Genomic DNA, 17,130 nt, shown 5'->3' with positions numbered 1-17,130 from the left:
TCAGGCCCCCAGATATCCGCAGGCGGCGGCCCGGCGCAGGGCCTCCTGCCGGGCGCCGGGCGCGTCCAGCGGCCCGTCGACGAGCCCGGCGAACCCGATGGCGACCCGCGCGCCCCCGAGGGGCACGAGCCCGACCTCGGCGCTCTCCCCCGGCCCGAACCGCACCGAGGACCCGGCGGGCACCGCCAGCCGCATCCCGTAGGCGCGTTCGCGCACGAAGTCCAGGCGCGGGTTGGCCTCGAAGAAGTGGAAGTGGGAGGTGACGGAGACCGGCACGGTCGCGGTGTTGGTGACCGTGAGCCGTACCGCCGCCACCGGCTCCTCGTGCGCGGGCCCCGGCAGCAGGGCGCCCGGCGCGTCGGTGCCCTGTCCGCCGCCGATGGGGTCGGAGACGACCGCGAGCCGGGAGCCGTCGTCGAAGACGGCCTCGACGTGCACCTCGGTGACCACGTCCGCCACGCCGGGCAGCACGTCGTCGGGCCCGAGCACCGACCGGGCGGCCTCGACGGCCTCGGCCAGCCGTCTGCCGTCCCGGGCGGCCTCGCACACGGTGTCCGCGATGAGTGCGGTGGCCTCGGGGACGTTCAGCCGCAGTCCCCGGGCGCGGCGGGCGCGGGCCAGCTCGGCGGCGCCGAACAGCAGCAGCCGGTCGCGTTCGGTGGGGGTCAGTCGCATGAGGGGGGCACCTCCTCCGGTGTTAGAGCAGCACTCTAACCGGTTTGAACGCCGCTCTAAAACCGGTGCGCACAACGCCGAGGCCCGCACCCGGAACCGGGTGCGGGCCTCGTAGGGGACCGACGGGGATCAGCCCAGCTGGTGCATCCAGCCGTGCGTGTCCTTGGCCGTACCCCGCTGGATGTCAAGGAGCGCGGAGCGCAACCGCATCGTCGCCTCGCCCGGCTCACCGCCCGAGTGCTGCCACTCCGCACCCGTGCGCTTGACCGTGCCCACCGGCGTGATCACCGCGGCGGTGCCGCAGGCGAAGACCTCGGTGAGGGTGCCGTTCTCGGCGTCGCGCTGCCAGTCGTCGATGGAGACGCGGCCCTCCTCGGCCTCGTAGCCGAGGTCGCGGGCGACGGTGAGGAGGCTGTCGCGGGTGACGCCCTCCAGGATGGAGCCGGTGAGGGTGGGGGTGACGATCTTGTTGCCGTACACGAAGTACAGGTTCATGCCGCCGAGTTCCTCGACCCACTTGTGCTCGACCGCGTCGAGGTAGCAGACCTGGTCGCAGCCCTTGGCGGCGGCCTCGGCCTGGGCGAGCAGGGAGGCGGCGTAGTTGCCGCCGGTCTTGGCGTCGCCCATGCCGCCGGGGACGGCGCGGACGCGGTCCTCGGAGAGCCAGATGGAGACCGGCTTGACGCCACCGGGGAAGTAGGCGCCCGCCGGGGAGGCGATGACGAGGAACAGGTACTCGTTGGCGGGCTTCACCCCGAGACCGACCTCGGTGGCGATCATGAAGGGGCGCAGGTAGAGGGACTCCTCGCCGCCGTGCGCCGGGACCCAGGCCTGGTCCTGGCGGACCAGCGCGTCACAGGCCTCGATGAACGTCTCGACCGGCAGCTCCGGCATCGCCAGGCGCCGGGCGGAGCGCTGGAAGCGCAGGGCGTTCTGGTCGGGGCGGAAGGTGGCGACCGAGCCGTCCGGGCGGCGGTAAGCCTTCAGGCCCTCGAAGATCTCCTGCGCGTAGTGCAGGACGTTGGTGGCCGGGTCGAGGGGGATCGGCGCGTACGGGACGAGCTGGCCCTCGTGCCAGCCGCGGCCCTCGGTCCACTTGATCGTCACCATGTGGTCGGTGAAGTGGCGGCCGAACCCCGGACTGGCCAGTATGGCCTCCCGCTCGGCGTCCGAGAGGGGGTGCGCGGAGGGCTTCAGCTCGATCGTGGGCGTCGTCATGAGTGGTTGTCCTTCACCGGTTGTAGTGACGGGCCGCGCTCACGCCCGTTACTGCCAGTGGCCAGTGCTAGGACGTCCGAGCATTCCCTCATTCCGCGGCTCCGCGTTCGATTATCGCGCGCGGCCCGCCGTGGAAGAAACACGGAAGAAATGGGGGTGAATGCGGCCCAGGGGTTGATGGTGGCACCCGGCGGGGACATGCGGAAGCCGCCGGGTGCGGATGCGACCCGGCGGCTTGAGGAGGAACCGACGGGTCAGCCGGTTACTCGTACGGCGAGCGCGTCGCCGATCTCGGCGGTGGAGCGGGCGGGCCCGCCGACGCGCTCGGCGAGGTCGGCCGCGACCGCGTCCTCGATCCGGGTCGCCTCGGCGTCGAGGCCGAGGTGGCGCAGGAGCAGGGCGACGGACAGGACGGTGGCCGTGGGGTCGGCCTTGCCCTGACCGGCGATGTCCGGGGCCGAGCCGTGCACGGGCTCGAACATGGACGGGAACGCGCCGGAGGGGTTGATGTTCCCGCTCGCGGCGACGCCGATGCCGCCGGAGACGGCCGCGGCGAGGTCGGTGATGATGTCGCCGAAGAGGTTGTCGGTGACGATGACGTCGAACCGCTCGGGCTGGGTGACGAGGTAGATCGTCGCCGCGTCGACGTGGATGTACTCGGTGGTGACCTCGGGGTACTCGGCGGCCACCTGGTGGAAGATGTTCGTCCACAGGTGACCCGCGAAGGTCAGCACGTTGTTCTTGTGGACCAGCGTGAGCTTCTTGCGCGGGCGGGCCTGGGCGCGGGCGAACGCGTCCCGGACGACGCGCTCGACGCCGAAGGCGGTGTTGACGGACACCTCGGTGGCGACCTCGTGCTCGGTGCCCTTGCGGATGGTGCCGCCGTTGCCGGTGTACGGGCCCTCGGTGCCCTCGCGGACCACCACGAAGTCGATCTCCGGCTGGCCCTTCAGGGGCGTCTCGACACCCGGGAGGAGCTTGCTCGGCCGCAGGTTGACGTGGTGGTCGAAGGCGAAGCGGAGCTTGAGCAGGAAGCCGCGCTCCAGGACGCCGGAGGGCACGCCCGGGTCGCCGATGGCGCCCAGCAGGATGGCGTCGTGCCGCTTGAGGGCGTCGAGGTCGGCGTCGGTGAGGGTCTCACCGGTGGCGTGGTAGCGCCGGGCGCCGAAGTCGTACTCCTGGGTCTCCAGCTTCACATCCTGCGGGAGGACGGCGGAGAGGACCTTGAGGCCTTCGGTCACGACCTCCTGGCCGATGCCGTCACCGGGGATCACTGCGAGATTGATGCTGCGAGACATGACGGGCACCCTACTCCCCCGTCCCATGGGATGACACGCACCGTCCGCGATGCGGACAGCACCCGTGTCCCGCGGCGTCAACCCGTCACCACCCGTTCACCCTTGTGTGGCGCCGCTGTTGGGGCGCGGTGGGAAGTTCACCGCCATGGACCTCCCCGACTTCGGCATCCCGCCGCGGCTCGCGCGCCGGATGAGCATGGCGGAGCAGCACGAGTACCTGCGCGCGAAACTCACCCGGCGCCGCACCCTGGTGACGGCGGGAGCGGTGGCGGGCGGCCTGCTGACGGGCTGTTCGGATACGTCGGCACCGGCCACGTCCCCGACGAGGAGCACCACACCCGCGACCTCCCGTGCCCCTTCCTCCGTCACCCCCTTCGGCCGCCATCTCGCCTTCGGCGCCGATCCGCGCACCCAGATGCGGATCTCCTGGCAGGTCCCGGCGGTGGTCCGCGGGCCGTACATCCGTATCGGCGCCCGTCCCGACGCGCTGGGCGAGCGGATCGAGGCGGAGGTGCGCCATCTGCACACCCCGGGCGTGGCGGGGGTGCGCTTCGCGGCCGACCAGTACTACGTCCACGCGGCCCTGGACGACCTGCTGCCGGGCACGACGTACTACTACGGCGTCGGCCACGAGGGCTTCGACCCGGCCGCCGCACCGCACCGCGCCACCGTCACGTCCTTCCGCACGGCACCGGCCCGCCCGGAGAGCTTCGTCTTCACGGCCTTCGGCGACCAGGGCCTGGGCGCGGACGCGCAGGCCAACGACCGTGTCCTGCGCCGCCAGAACCCGGCCTTCCATCTGCACGCGGGCGACATCTGCTACGCCAACCCGAGCGGGCGGGGCAGGGACTCGGACGCCTACGAGCCCACGTCCTGGGACCTGTTCCTGAAGCAGACCGAGCCCGTCGCCCGGTCCGTGCCCTGGATGGTGACGACCGGCAACCACGACATGGAGGCCTGGTACTCCCCCGACGGCTACGGCGGCCAGGCCGCCCGCTGGTCCCTGCCGGACAGCGGCTTCGACGCCCGCCGGGCGCCGGGCGTGTACGCCTTCACCTACGGCAACGTCGGCTTCGTCGCGCTGGACGCCAACGACGTGTCGTACGAGATCCCCGCCAACTACGGCTACACCGACGGCAGGCAGACGGCCTGGCTGGACCGCAAGCTGAGGGAACTGCGCGCGGCGCCGGAGGTGGACTTCGTCGTCGTCTTCTTCCACCACTGCGCCTACTCGACCTCCACCCACGCCTCCGACGGCGGGGTGCGCGCGGAGTGGGTGCCGCTGTTCGCCCAGCACCGGGTGGACCTGGTGATCAACGGCCACAACCACGTCTACGAGCGCACCGACGCCATCAAGAACAGCGAGGTCGGCAGGCCCGTACCCATCGGCGCGTCGACCGACCCGGCACGCGACGGCATCGTCTACGTCACCGCGGGCGGCGGCGGCAAGTCGCTCTACGGCTTCCCCGAGGGCGTACCGGAGAGCTACGAGGGCCACGTCACCGAGCGGGACGAGCCGGTCGCGTCCTTCCGCTGGACGAAGTCACGGCACCGGAAGGACGAGACGGTCGCCTGGTCCCGGGTGCGCTACCGGGGCTTCTCCTTCCTCGCGGTGGAGGCGGAGGCCGGTACGTCACCCCGGCTGAAGGTGTCGGCGCTGGCGCAGAGCGGGGAGCGGGTCGACTACTTCGAGGTGCGCGGCTAGACCCCGGCGGCGGCTAGTGCCCCGTGGCCCCACCGTTGTCACGGCGGTCCAGCGCTCGCTGGAGGGCCGCTGCGGCGTTCTTGCGGTCGGAGTCGCTCGTGCGGGAGAGGTGGCGGACTCGGCGGCGGACGGTCGTCTCGGCCATGGGAAATCGACTCCTTCGAGGAACCGGGAAAAGGCGGTGTGCGAGACGCCGGAAGTGGGCGGGGAGCCACGGGGCCACAGGGGTTGCCTGCACGGGCCCGGCTCACGACCGCCCTTCGCTTGGTCGAGCGAGACGTTCGGCTCCTACAAAAGTAAGTGAGTGCGGAGCGTCTGTCTCCACAATTACTCGGACTTCCTACTATCTGAGACGGCGGGCATGCGAAAGGGCCGGATCCCGGGGGATCCGGCCCTCTCACCAGGGGGTCAGCCCATGTGCGGGTAGGTGTAGTCGGTCGGCGCGACCAGGGTCTCCTTGATGGCCCGGGTCAGGGTCCAGCGCAGGAGGTTCTGCGGGGCACCGGCCTTGTCGTTGGTGCCGGAGGCACGGCCGCCGCCGAAGGGCTGCTGGCCGACGACGGCGCCGGTCGACTTGTCGTTGATGTAGAAGTTGCCCGCGGCGTAGCGCAGCTTCTCCATCGTGTACGCCGCCGCCGCGCGGTCACCGGAGATGACCGAGCCGGTCAGCGCGTAGTCGGACACCGACTCCATCTGCGTCAGCATCTCGTCGTACTTCTCGTCGTCGTAGACGTACACGGCGAGGAACGGGCCGAAGTACTCGGTGGTGAAGACCTCGTTCTCCGGGTCGGTGCACTCGACGACGGTCGGGCGGACGAAGTAGCCCACCGAGTCGTCGTAGGAGCCGCCCGCGACGATCGTGCAGGTCGGGTCCTCCTTGGCGCGGTCGATGGCGGCCTTGTTCTTGGCGAACGCGCGCTCGTCGATGACGGCGCCGATGAAGTTCGACAGGTCGGTGACGTCACCCATGGTCAGGTAGTCGACCTCGGCGGCGAACTCCTCCTTGAAGCCGGAGTTCCAGATCGAGGCGGGGAGGTACGCGCGGGAGGTCGCGGAGCACTTCTGGCCCTGGTACTCGAAGGCACCGCGGGTCAGCGCGGTCTTCAGCACCGCGCGGTCGGCCGACGGGTGGGCGACGACGAAGTCCTTGCCGCCGGTCTCGCCGACCAGGCGCGGGTAGGTGCGGTACTTCTCGATGTTGGTGCCGACCGTCTTCCACAGGTACTGGAAGGTCTTGGTCGAGCCGGTGAAGTGGATGCCCGCGAGGTCCCGGTGCTCCAGGGCGACCTTGGAGACCTCGATGCCGTCACCGGTGACCAGGTTGATGACGCCCTTGGGCAGCCCGGCCTCCTCCAGCAGCCGCATCAGCAGCACGGCGGCGTGGGTCTGCGTCGGGGACGGCTTCCACACCACGACGTTGCCCATGAGGGCGGGGGCGGTGGGCAGGTTGCCCGCGATGGCCGTGAAGTTGAACGGCGTGATCGCGTAGACGAAGCCCTCCAGCGGGCGGTGGTCGAGGCGGTTCCACACACCCGGGGAGTTGGCCGGGGGCTGCTCGGCGAGGATCTTGCGGGCGTAGGCGACGTTGAAGCGCCAGAAGTCGACCAGCTCGCAGGGCGTGTCGATCTCGGCCTGCTGGACGGTCTTGGACTGGCCGAGCATGGTGGAGGCGGCCAGCGTCTCGCGCCACGGGCCGGACAGCAGCTCGGCGGCGCGCAGGATGATCGCGGCGCGGTCGTCGAAGGACATCGCGCGCCAGGCCGGGGCGGCGGCGAGCGCCGCGTCGACGGCGTCCCGCGCGTCCTGCTGGGTGGCGTTGGCGTAGGTGCCGAGGCGGGCCTTGTGGTTGTGCGGCTGCACGACGTCGAACCGCTCGCCGCCGCCCATCCGCCTCTCACCGCCGATGGTGCAGGGCAGGTCGATCGGGTTGTCGGCCAGCTCCTTCAGCTTGGCCTCCAGCCGGGCGCGCTCGGGCGAGCCGGGGGCGTAGCCGTGCACCGGCTCGTTGACGGGGGTGGGGACCTGGGTCACAGCGTCCATGAGATCCGTAACTCCTTGTACGTGAGCGGGTGGGGCGGGCTCAGCCGGTGCTGACCATCGAGCGGACGAAGAACCGCAGGTTCGCGGGCTTCTCCGCGAGACGGCGCATGAAGTAGCCGTACCAGTCGGTTCCGTAGGCGGTGTAGACGCGCATGCGGTGGCCCTCGGCGGCCAGCCGCAGGTGCTCGTCGCCGCGGATGCCGTACAGCATCTGGAACTCGTACTCGTCCAGTTTGCGCCCGGCGCGCCGGGCCAGTTCCTGGGTGATGGAGATCAGGCGCGGGTCGTGGGACCCGATCATCGGGTAGCCCTCGCCCTCCATCAGGATCTTCAGCACGCGGACGTACGCCTTGTCGATCTCGTGCTTCTGCTGGTAGGCGACGGAGGCGGGCTCCTTGTACGCGCCCTTCACCAGCCGCACCCGGCTGCCGCTGTCGGCCAGGCGGCGGGCGTCGGCCTCGGTGCGGAAGAGGTAGGCCTGGATGACGCAGCCGGTCTGCGGGACGTCCCGGCGCAGCTCGTCGTGGATGGCGAACATCGAGTCGAGGGTGGTGTGGTCCTCGGCGTCCAGGGTGACCGTGGTGCCGATCTCGGCGGCGGCCTCGACGACCGGGCGGACGTTGTTCAGCGCCAGCTCGTGGCCGCCGTCCAGTGCCTGCCCGAACATGGACAGCTTCACCGACATCTCGGCGCGGGTGCCGAGGTCCAGCGGCTTCAGCCGGTCGATCAGCTCCAGATAGGCGTCCCGGGCGGCCTCCGCCTGCGCGGGGGTGGTGATGTCCTCACCGACGACGTCCAGCGTCAGCTCCAGGCCCTCGCCGGTGAGGTCCTGGACGACCGGCAGGATCTCGTCGACCGTCTCACCGGGGATGAAGCGGTCGACGACCTGCTTGGTCCCCGGGGCCGCCGAGATCAGGCGTCGCATCCGGTCGCTGCGCGAGGCGGCGAGAATCACGGGACCCAGCACGGGGCACCTCCACTTACACAGGCACGAAAAGGCCGTTTCCCCACGAATCGGGTACGGCACGGAGAACCACCGTGAAACCTAAGGATGACTCCGATCGTCGGCCATCGACAGCTGTCACGCATCCGTGCCACGGATCTCAGACAGATGTATGAAGGCCGCCGTTCCATGGGGGAGAATGCCCGGGTGACGTCGGATTTCAGGGCTGACTACCAGGAGCTGGTCGACGAGATCTCCGAGCTGCTGGGCGCCCCGGCGACCCTGGAGAACCGCGACTTCGAGCTGATCGCCTTCGGCGCCTACGACAGTGAGGGCGACCTCGATCCGTCGGCCCTGGACCCGGTGCGCACCCGCTCGATCCTCACCCGGCGCTCCACGGCCGCCGTCCGCGCGTGGTTCGAGGGGTTCGGCATCACCCGCGCGACCGGCCCGGTCCGCATCCCGCGCACCCCGGAGGCGGGCGTGCACCGGGGCCGGATCTGTCTGCCGGTCCGCCACCGGGGCGTCGTCCTCGGCTACGTCTGGCTGCTGGACAGCGACCCGGGCCCGACCGGGCCGCAGCTCGCGGCGGCGATGGAGGTGACGGTCCGGATCGGCGCCCTGCTCGCCGACGAGGCCCAGCACGGGGCCGACCTCAGCCGGGAGCTGCGGGCGGTGCTCGGCGCGGAGCGCGGCTGGCAGCAGGACATGGCCGTCGCCGAGCTGCGCAGCGCCCTCGGCGCCCGTGCCGACGCCACCCACACGGTGGTGTGCGTGGCCCCCTGGCCGTCCGCCGACCCGGACGACGCGCCCTCGGTGCGTACGGTGCCGGGGGCGACGGCGCTGTGCACGGTGCCGTGGGGGGCGGCGGGCACCGCGCTGGCCCTGCTGATCCGGCTGCGCTCGGCGGACGTACCGACCCCGGCGACCGCGGCGGCGGGGCGGCTGCTGGAGCGGGCGCGACGCCTCGCGCCCGGGGCGGCTCCCTCCGCCGTCGGGATCGCCCCGGCCCGTGGCGGGCTCGCGGAGCTGGGGGCGGCCTGGCGGGAGGCGTCGGCGGCGGCCCGGGCCGCGCTGGCCGAGCCCCGGCTCGGACCGGTCGCCGAGTGGGCGTCCATCGGCCCGTTCCGGCTGCTGACCGCGCTGCCCCCGGAGGTCGCCCACGACCCCGTCGTACGGTCGCTGCTCTCCCCCGCCCACCGCGAGCTGGCCCGCACCGCCGAGACCTACCTGGACTGTGCGGGCCAGGCCACCCGCACCGCCGCCGAACTGGGCATCCACCGCCAGACCCTCTACTACCGCCTGTCCCGCGTGGAACAGCTCACCGGCCTCGACCTGGACGATGGCGAGGACCGCCTGCTGCTGCACATGGCGCTGAAGGGGGCGCGGTTGTGACCCTCAGGCGCCGAGCGCGCGGGCGGCGCGGGCTGCCGCCGCGGCGGTGCCGGGGATGCTGGACGTCAGGAAGGAACCCCCGCCGCTCAGGTCGCCGACGACGTGCACGCGCGGGTCGGCGGGGACCAGCCCGCCCGCCGGATGGAGCGCCGTGAGGCCGCTGCCGGTGAGGGAGTCGGCCAGTTGCCGGGCCGCGGACGGGACCGCCCGGGGCGCCGGGTTCACGGCGTTGACGACGATTCCGGCGGTGCGCTCACCGTCGTCCGCCCGCACCCGGAACCGCCCGTTCACCGCCTCGACGGCGCGCACGCCGGAGACGAGGCTGAGCTGCCCGCGGTCCAGGAGCCGCAGCAGGACGGCCGCGTTCACCGGGACCATCGGCGAGGCCACACTGACGGCCGTGCGCTGGTGGCGCCGTAGCCGGTCCCGGTCGGACTCGGGCAGCAGCGGCCAGGCGTACGGGCCGACGGTGTGCGCCGTCTCCTGCACCACACGACGGCCGATCCGGGGGTCCTCGACGGCGGCGAGCTGCCGCCGGAGCCGCCGCACCGGGTCCTCGGCCGCCAGCAACTCCGTCATGAGCGCGTCGAAGTCCTCGCCCGCCTCGGCCAGTTCGGCGCGCAGCAGCCCGGCGAGGCCGTCCAGCGTGACATGCCCCGACGCCACCCGCTCGGCCGTCACATGGCGCGGGCGCCGGGCGACGTGGCGCTGCCAGACATACGGCAGCACTCCGCTCCGGGACAGCAGCGTGATCCGCCCTCGGTGCCCGCGCGCGGCGAGCGCCACGACGACGTCCACGGCGGTCAGGCCGCTGCCGATGACCGCCACGTCACCGCCGACCGGCACCTGTCCGAGCGTCTCGGCCAGCGGATAGGGGTCGGGCGTGCAGCCCGGCGCGCCCGTGAGGCCGTAGGGGTCGGGAGGTGTGCCGCCGCCCACGCACAGCGCCACATGGGTGGCCTCGTGCGCTCGCCCGTCGTGGGTGCGCAGGACGAGCCGGTCTCCCGCGCGGGCGGCCTCGGTGACGCGGGCGGTCACGACGCGGACCGGGCGGCCCCGTTCGGCCAGCGCCGCCATCGCCTTCTCGGCGGTGTGCGCCAGGTACTCGCCGTACAGCGCGCGGGGGACGAGCGGTTGGCCGAGGAGCGTGTCCAGGTGCCCGGCCCCCTGGCCTCCCAGCCAGTTCGCGTAGTGGCCGAAGTCGCCGTGGCGGACGGACATCAGGGCGGGCGGCGCGTTCACCCGGACCACCTCCAGGTCCGGGCCGTACGGCCGTCCCCGCCAGAGCCTCGGGGACGGCTCGAAGACGCTGATCGTGCCGGTGCCGCCCGCGTCCTGCCCGGTGGCCAGCGCGTCCAGCAGAGCGACGGCTGCGGCGCCTGCGCCCACGATCGCCAGGTCCATGGTCTTCCTCTCCGGTCGTCAGGTGCCCTCGACCCTCGCCCACCTGGCGGTGACCCTCCATCCCCCGGGCATGGGGACCCGACGGGGAACAGGCCCCTCAAACGGGGGGTTGGTGCCGGGCGGAGGGACCGGCAGGCTGAGCGGCGAAGGGGGACGCACATGACCGACCCGCACGAGCGCGTGCTGTCGGCCGCCGAACGGGCGGGCGACGCGGCCGAGTTGTTCAGCCGGGCCTCGGCCGGGCTGCGACGGCTGGTGCCGTTCCACGCGGCCGTGTGGACGGCCGCCGATCCGCAGACCGGTCTGATCACGGCGCCGATGCTGGTGGAGAACCTCGGCTCCGGCGAGGACTGCGGCGCCTACTGGCAGAGCGAGTTCCTGGAGGAGAACGTCGCCCCGTTCCGCGAACTGGCCCGCGCGCCCGTGCCGGTGGCCGGTCTGCGCGCGGCCACCGGTGATCTGCCCGCCCGCAGCGCCCGGTTCCGGCGCCTGTTGCTCGGCCAGGGCGTGCACGACGAGTTGCGCGCCGTCCTGCGGATCGGTGACCGCCCCTGGGGCCTGGTGAGCCTCTTCCGTACCGCGGGCGCCTTCCGCCCGGACGAGATCGCGCTGCTCGCGGCACTGTCCCAGCCGCTGGCCGTGCGGTTGCGCCGGTTCGCCCGGCCGCCCGGATCGGCGCCCCGCACGGACTCGCCCGCGCCCGGCCTGCTCCTCTTCGACGAGTCCGGCACCGCCGTGTCGCTCAACGACGAGGCCCGCCAGCACCTCGCCTCGCTGCCCGAGGGACCGTCCGTCCCGTCACCGCTGGGGCTGCGGCTGCCCATCTGGGTGATCGGCACGGCCCTGCGGGCGCGGGCCGTCGCCGACGGGCGCGACCACGGCAGCGCCCGGGTACGCATCCGGACCACCGGGGGCCGCTGGCTGGTCTGCCACGCCTCCGGTCTCACCGGCCCCGGTGGCCGTCCCGGCCCGGTCGCCCTCGTCATCGAGCCCGCGACACCCGCCGACCTCGCGGTCCTGGTCGCCGAGGCGTACGGGCTCACCGCGCGGGAAGTGCAGATCACCCGGCTCGTGGCGCGCGGGATGCCGACCGCGGGGATCGCCGCCACCCTGGTCATCTCCCCGCACACGGTCCGCGACCACCTCAAGAGCGTCTTCGCCAAGACCCGCGTCTCCAGCCGCGGGGAGCTGGTCGCCCGGCTGTTCACCGAGCACTTCATGGGCACGGCGGCCCGAGCGGAGCCGGACGTCAGCTCTCCTTAGATCTCCTTGACGCCCTCGATCACCCGGCGCAGTCCCTCCGCGAGCTGCCCGGCCTCGGGGGCGCTCTTGGGGTCGAACGTCCACTGGGCGATGAGGCCGGTCATCAGGGTCACGTAGAACACGCCGAGGGTGTCCGCCGTCTCGTCGGTGACGTCCTCCTCGCGCCCGCCCATGAGCAGCGGCACCAGACCGCGCCCGGCCTCCCGCTGGGCGCGTGCCAGATGGTCGCGCACCTCGGGCATGCGGTCGCCCATGGTGAGGACCTCCATGCTCAGCCGCCAGACGGAGCCGGGCTCGCGCATGGTCTCGATGATGTTCGACCACACCTCCCGGAACCGCTCGACGGAACCGGGCTCGGTGGTGCTGCTTCCGTCGCCCTCGAACCGGTCGCCCATTCCCGCCACCAGCGCCACGTAGGCCTGCGCGAGCAGGGCGTCCTTCGAGCCGTAGTGGTAGCCGATCGAGGCGAGGTTGGTCCCCGACTCCCTGACGATGTCGCGCGCGGTGGTGCGCGCGAAGCCCTTCTGCAGCAGGCAGCGCTTGGCGCCTTCGAGCAGATCCTCGCGGTGTCCCATGGGGCCACCTTAGCGCCGTTCCATACGCATGTATCAGACGCACGTCTTACACACTCGTTCTAGACAACCGTATAAGACGCTCGTACAGTCCTCGGCATGACAACCAACCCGCCCCCGTCCGCGGGGCGCCGTGAATGGACCGCGCTCGGCGTGCTGATGCTGCCGCTGCTGCTGGTCTCGATGGACGTCTCGGTGCTCTACTTCGCCATCCCGGCGATCAGCGCCGACCTGGCCCCGACCGGCACCCAGCAGCTGTGGATCTTCGACATCTACGGCTTCGTCCTCGCCGGGCTGCTGATGACCATGGGCGCCCTCGGCGACCGCGTCGGCCGCCGCAGGCTGCTGCTGGTCGGCGCCGCCGCCTTCGGTGCCGCCTCCCTGGTGGCTGCGTACGCCACCAGCGCCGAGACGCTCATCGCCGCCCGCGCGGTCCTCGGCATCGGCGGGGCCACCCTGATGCCGTCGACGCTCGGGCTGGTCCGCACGATGTTCACCGACCCCGGTCAGCGGGCCAAGGCGATCGGGCTGTGGTCCGGTGTGATGACGGCGGGCGTCGCCCTCGGCTCGGTGCTCAGCGGCGTGCTGGTCGAACACTTCTGGTGGGGCTCGGTCTTCCTGGTCAACCTGCCCGCGATGGCCCTGCTGCTGCTCCTCGGGCCGGTCCTGCTGCCCGAGGCGAAACACCCCGCACCCGGCCGCTTCGACCTGCTGAGCGTGCCGCTGTCGATGGCCGCCGTACTCCCGGTCGTCTACGGCCTGAAGGAGATCGCCGCCGACGGCTGGAACGTGGGGTACGTGGTGTCCGTGACCGTCGGCCTGCTCTTCGCCGCGCTCCTCGTGCACCGGCAGCGCACCACGGCCTCCCCCATGATCCCGCCCCACCTCTTGCGCGCCCCCGGCTTCACCCCGGCCGTCGTCCTCAACCTGCTCGCCGCGTTCGGGATGATGGGCTCGGCCTACTTCACCACCCAGTACCTGCAGTCCGTCCTCGACAAGAGCGCCCTCCAGGCCGCGCTGTGGGCGCTGGCGCCCTCGGTGCTGATCGGCGTCGCGGGACCGGTCGCGGTGACGCTGGTGCAGCGGGGCGTCCCGCGCGCGTACGTCGTCGCGGCCGGGTTCCTCACCTCGGCGCTCGGCTACGGGCTGCTGTCGGCGGCGGGGACGGACTCGCTGTGGCTGGTGCTGGCGGCCTGCGGGGTCATGGCCGCCGGGATCGTCGCCGCCATGTCCCAACTGACCGATCTGGCCCTCAGCGCGGCTCCGGTGCGGAACGCGGGCACCGCCTCCTCGCTGATGGAGACGTCCACGGAGTTCGGCGGCGCGCTGAGCATGGCGGGCCTGGGGGCGGTCGGTACGGCCGTCTACCGCCGGGAAATGCCGGACACGGCGTCCGACACGGCCCGCGAGACCCTCGGCGGCGCCCTGGCGGTGGCCGAACGGCTGCCGGGGCGCGCGGGAGACGCCCTGGCGACGGCGGCCCGGGAGGCGTTCACCAGCGGGATGCAGCTGGCGGCCGTCGCCGGGGCCGCCGTCCTGCTGGCCGCCGCGGTGCTGGCGGCGGCGGCACTGCGCCGGGCGCACGTCAAAGCGCCGGACGAGCTGAGGGAACTCAGCTCGTCCGGCGCCTGAGAAGGAGCGTCAGACCAGGTTGACCGAGCGGGCCGACGTCGCGCCGATCTCGGCGGCGACCTCGGCCAGCACCCCGGCGGGCACCGTGTCGTCGACGGTCAGCACGGCGAGGGCCTCGCCACCGGCGACCGCGCGGGACACCTGCATCCCGGCGATGTTGATGCCCGCCTCGCCGAAGACCCGGCCGACGGTGCCGACGACGCCCGGCCGGTCCTCGTAGCGCAGGACGGCCATGTGGTCGGCGAGGGCGAGGTCGACGTCGTACTCACCGACGGCGACGATCTTCTGGACGTGCTTGGGACCCGCCAGCGTGCCGGAGACCGAGACCTCCTCGCCGCCCGCGAGGGTGCCGCGCACGGTGACGACATTGCGGTGGTCGGCCGACTCGGAGCTGGTGGTCAGCCGCACCTCGACACCGCGCTCCTGGGCGAACAGGGGGGCATTGACGTACGAGACCGTCTCGTCGACGACGTCCTCGAAGACACCCTTGAGGGCGCTCAGCTCCAGCACCTTCACGTCGTGCTGGGTGATCTCGCCGTACACCTCGACGTCGAGACGGACGGCCACCTCACCGGCGAGCGCGGTGAAGATGCGGCCGAGGCGCTCGGCGAGCGGCAGACCCGGCTTGACGTCCTCGGCGATGACACCGCCCTGGACGTTCACCGCGTCCGGGACCAGCTCACCGGCGAGGGCGAGACGGACCGAGCGGGCGACGGCGATACCGGCCTTCTCCTGCGCCTCGTCGGTGGAGGCGCCGAGGTGCGGGGTGGCCACGACCTGGTCGAACTCGAACAGCGGGGAGTCCGTGCAGGGCTCCTTCGCGTACACGTCGAGACCGGCACCGGCGACCCGGCCCTCCTTGAGGGCGGAGTACAGCGCCTCCTCGTCGACGATGCCGCCGCGCGCGGCGTTGACGATCCGCACGCTCGGCTTGACCTTGCGCAGCGCCTCGTCGCCGATCAGGCCGACCGTCTCGGGGGTCTTGGGCAGGTGGACGGTGATGAAGTCGGAGACCTCGAGCAGCTCGTCCAGCGACAGCACCTTGACGCCCATCTGCGCGGCCCGCGCGGGCTGCACGTACGGGTCGTAGGCGACGACCTTCATGCCGAAGGCGGACATCCGCTGGGCGACCAGCGCGCCGATGCGGCCGAGGCCGACGACGCCGAGGGTCTTCTCGGCCAGCTCGACGCCGGTGTACTTGCTGCGCTTCCACTCGCCGTTCTTCAGCGCGGCGTTGGCCTGCGGGATGTTGCGGGCGGTGGCGAGGATCAGACCGCAGGCCAGCTCGGCGGCGGTCACGATGTTGGAGGTGGGGGCGTTGACGACCATCACACCGGCCTTGGTGGCGGCGGAGACGTCCACGTTGTCCAGGCCGACGCCGGCGCGTGCGACGACCTTCAGCTTGTTCGCGGCGGCGATCGCCTCGGCGTCCACCTTGGTGGCGGAGCGGATCAGGATGGCGTCGACGTCGGCGATGGCGGGGAGCAGCTCGGCTCGGTCCGCGCCGTTGCAGTGCCGGATCTCGAAGTCCGGGCCAAGCGCGTCCACGGTCGCGGGCGACAGCTCTTCAGCGATGAGTACGACAGGTTTCGAGCTCACGTGAGTCCTCACAAGTCCAAAGCATGCGGACGGCCGTCCCGACGGCCGCAGGCGGAGGAGGTTGGCTAGCCGCGTGGAAGACGCACGACGCTGTGGGCCTGACGCGTATGTAGTACGGCAGTGTAGTGGCGCGGCGTAGGGCGTTATGCGCCTGTGCGGAAGGATCACCCGTCCGTGGCTGGACGGGATGGACAACGCCCCCCTCACCATGCGCTGCCCAGGTTGCCCGAAGGGGCTGCCGCCCTCGGCGACAGCCCCTCGCGGTGAGGCCTACGCCTCCTCGTTGACCCAGCTCATGAGCTTGCGCAGCTCCTTGCCGGTGGTCTCGAGCAGGTGCTCGGAGTCCTGCTTCTTGTACTCGTTGTACTTCTTCAGACCGCCGTGGTACTCGTCCATCCACGCCTGCGCGAACGAACCGTCCTGGATCTCGGCGAGGACCTTCTTCATCTCCGCCTTGGTGGCGTCGGTGATGATCCGCGGGCCGGTGACGTAGTCGCCCCACTCGGCGGTCTCGGAGATCGACCAGCGCATCTTCTCCAGGCCGCCCTCGTACATCAGGTCCACGATCAGCTTCAGCTCGTGCAGGCACTCGAAGTAGGCGATCTCCGGCTGGTAACCGGCCTCGGTCAGCGTCTCGAAGCCCGCCTTCACGAGAGCGGCCGTACCGCCGCACAGCACGGCCTGCTCGCCGAACAGGTCGGTCTCGGTCTCCTCGGTGAAGGTGGTCTTGATGACGCCCGCGCGGGTGCCGCCGATGCCCTTCGCGTACGACAGGGCCAGCGCGAAGCCGTTGCCCGTGGCGTCCTGCTCCACGGCGGCGATGCAGGGCACGCCGCGGCCTTCCTCGTACTGGCGGCGCACCAGGTGGCCCGGGCCCTTCGGGGCGACCATGCAGACGTCCACACCGGCCGGGGGCTTGATGAAGCCGTAGCGGATGTTCAGGCCGTGGCCGAAGAACAGCGCGTCGCCGTCCTTCAGGTTCGGGGCGATGTGCTCCTCGTAGACCTGGGCCTGGATGGGGTCCGGGACCAGGATCATGATGACGTCGGCCTCGGCGGCGGCCTCCGCCGGGCTCACCACGCGCAGACCCTGCTCCTCGGCCTTCGCCTTGGACTTGGAGCCCTCGTGCAGACCCACGCGCACGTCGACGCCGGAGTCGCGCAGCGACAGGGCGTGGGCGTGGCCCTGGCTGCCGTAGCCGATGACCGCGACCTTGCGGCCCTGGATGATGGACAGGTCGGCGTCGGCGTCGTAGAACAGCTCGGCCACTTTGGGTTCTCTCCTTGAGTGCAGGTGTTGCGTCCCACCGTATGACGGTGGGGTGAGGGGAAGTTCGGGGGTCTCGGCATACGGGCGGTCGCAGACGGGCGACCGCCCGTTCTTGGC

Annotated in this window: 14 protein-coding genes; 4 read left to right on the top strand and 10 right to left on the bottom strand. The window is 71.9% G+C overall.

The window, feature by feature from the left end:
* From ureA to ACFVQG_RS30715, 3 genes are all read right to left on the bottom strand, one after another.
* Complete coding sequence (ureA, locus tag ACFVQG_RS30725; RefSeq protein ID WP_383389599.1) at positions 1 to 675, bottom strand: urease subunit gamma; 675 nt, start codon at positions 673 to 675, stop codon at positions 1 to 3.
* Between the two features lie 129 nt (positions 676 to 804).
* Complete coding sequence (locus tag ACFVQG_RS30720) at positions 805 to 1,893, bottom strand: branched-chain amino acid aminotransferase (protein WP_383389597.1); 1,089 nt, start codon at positions 1,891 to 1,893, stop codon at positions 805 to 807.
* A 254-nt stretch (positions 1,894 to 2,147) separates the two neighbouring features.
* Positions 2,148 to 3,191, bottom strand: coding sequence for a 3-isopropylmalate dehydrogenase (locus ACFVQG_RS30715; protein ID WP_383389595.1), 1,044 nt, complete (start codon positions 3,189 to 3,191; stop codon positions 2,148 to 2,150).
* A gap of 145 nt (positions 3,192 to 3,336) precedes the next feature.
* Between ACFVQG_RS30715 and ACFVQG_RS30710 the strand changes: the two genes are divergently transcribed.
* The gene (locus ACFVQG_RS30710; protein WP_383389593.1) at positions 3,337 to 4,896 is read left to right on the top strand and encodes a purple acid phosphatase family protein; all 1,560 of its coding nucleotides are present in this window, start codon (positions 3,337 to 3,339) and stop codon (positions 4,894 to 4,896) included.
* A gap of 13 nt (positions 4,897 to 4,909) precedes the next feature.
* Here ACFVQG_RS30710 and ACFVQG_RS30705 read toward each other — a convergent pair whose 3' ends face one another.
* The 3 genes from ACFVQG_RS30705 to ACFVQG_RS30695 form a co-directional block, all read right to left on the bottom strand.
* A complete protein-coding gene (locus ACFVQG_RS30705) occupies positions 4,910 to 5,041 on the bottom strand; it encodes a hypothetical protein (protein ID WP_007444772.1) in 132 nt (43 codons plus the stop codon).
* A 263-nt stretch (positions 5,042 to 5,304) separates the two neighbouring features.
* Positions 5,305 to 6,936, bottom strand: a complete 1,632-nt coding sequence (pruA, locus tag ACFVQG_RS30700; RefSeq protein WP_383389591.1) for an L-glutamate gamma-semialdehyde dehydrogenase — start codon at positions 6,934 to 6,936, stop codon at positions 5,305 to 5,307.
* A 40-nt stretch (positions 6,937 to 6,976) separates the two neighbouring features.
* A complete protein-coding gene (locus ACFVQG_RS30695) occupies positions 6,977 to 7,903 on the bottom strand; it encodes a proline dehydrogenase family protein (RefSeq protein ID WP_383389589.1) in 927 nt (308 codons plus the stop codon).
* Between the two features lie 165 nt (positions 7,904 to 8,068).
* Here ACFVQG_RS30695 and ACFVQG_RS30690 point away from each other — a divergent pair, with 165 nt between their 5' ends.
* Positions 8,069 to 9,274: a PucR family transcriptional regulator gene (locus ACFVQG_RS30690; RefSeq protein WP_383389587.1), complete on the top strand. Its 1,206-nt coding sequence runs from the start codon at positions 8,069 to 8,071 to the stop codon at positions 9,272 to 9,274.
* Positions 9,275 to 9,277: 3 nt separating this feature from the next.
* On the opposite strand, the gene ACFVQG_RS30685 is transcribed toward ACFVQG_RS30690, so the two are convergent.
* On the bottom strand, positions 9,278 to 10,678 hold the full coding sequence (locus ACFVQG_RS30685; protein WP_383389586.1) for an FAD/NAD(P)-binding protein: 1,401 nt from the start codon (positions 10,676 to 10,678) through the stop codon (positions 9,278 to 9,280).
* Positions 10,679 to 10,837: 159 nt separating this feature from the next.
* Between ACFVQG_RS30685 and ACFVQG_RS30680 the strand changes: the two genes are divergently transcribed.
* Positions 10,838 to 11,941, top strand: a complete 1,104-nt coding sequence (locus tag ACFVQG_RS30680) for a LuxR C-terminal-related transcriptional regulator (RefSeq protein WP_383389584.1) — start codon at positions 10,838 to 10,840, stop codon at positions 11,939 to 11,941.
* Here ACFVQG_RS30680 and ACFVQG_RS30675 read toward each other — a convergent pair.
* Positions 11,938 to 12,516 (bottom strand): TetR/AcrR family transcriptional regulator, encoded by a 579-nt coding sequence (locus tag ACFVQG_RS30675; RefSeq protein WP_383389582.1) that lies wholly within the window; start codon positions 12,514 to 12,516, stop codon positions 11,938 to 11,940. The genes ACFVQG_RS30680 and ACFVQG_RS30675 overlap by 4 nt on opposite strands.
* A gap of 96 nt (positions 12,517 to 12,612) precedes the next feature.
* On the opposite strand from ACFVQG_RS30675, the gene ACFVQG_RS30670 reads away from it, so the two are divergent.
* On the top strand, positions 12,613 to 14,145 hold the full coding sequence (locus ACFVQG_RS30670) for an MFS transporter (RefSeq protein ID WP_383389581.1): 1,533 nt from the start codon (positions 12,613 to 12,615) through the stop codon (positions 14,143 to 14,145).
* Between the two features lie 9 nt (positions 14,146 to 14,154).
* Here ACFVQG_RS30670 and serA read toward each other — a convergent pair whose 3' ends face one another.
* Both serA and ilvC read right to left on the bottom strand, forming a co-directional pair.
* The gene (gene serA / locus ACFVQG_RS30665) at positions 14,155 to 15,744 is read right to left on the bottom strand and encodes a phosphoglycerate dehydrogenase (protein WP_383389580.1); all 1,590 of its coding nucleotides are present in this window, start codon (positions 15,742 to 15,744) and stop codon (positions 14,155 to 14,157) included.
* Between the two features lie 270 nt (positions 15,745 to 16,014).
* Positions 16,015 to 17,013 carry a ketol-acid reductoisomerase gene (gene ilvC, locus ACFVQG_RS30660; RefSeq protein ID WP_383389578.1) on the bottom strand — a complete coding sequence of 333 codons (999 nt, stop codon included), beginning with the start codon at positions 17,011 to 17,013 and terminating at the stop codon, positions 16,015 to 16,017.
* Positions 17,014 to 17,130: the final 117 nt, after the last annotated feature.

Origin of the sequence: Streptomyces sp. NPDC057877, from assembly GCF_042796855.1 — a bacterium.
Taxonomy (GTDB): domain Bacteria; phylum Actinomycetota; class Actinomycetes; order Streptomycetales; family Streptomycetaceae; genus Streptomyces.
This window is presented reverse-complemented; position numbering and strand designations above follow the sequence as displayed.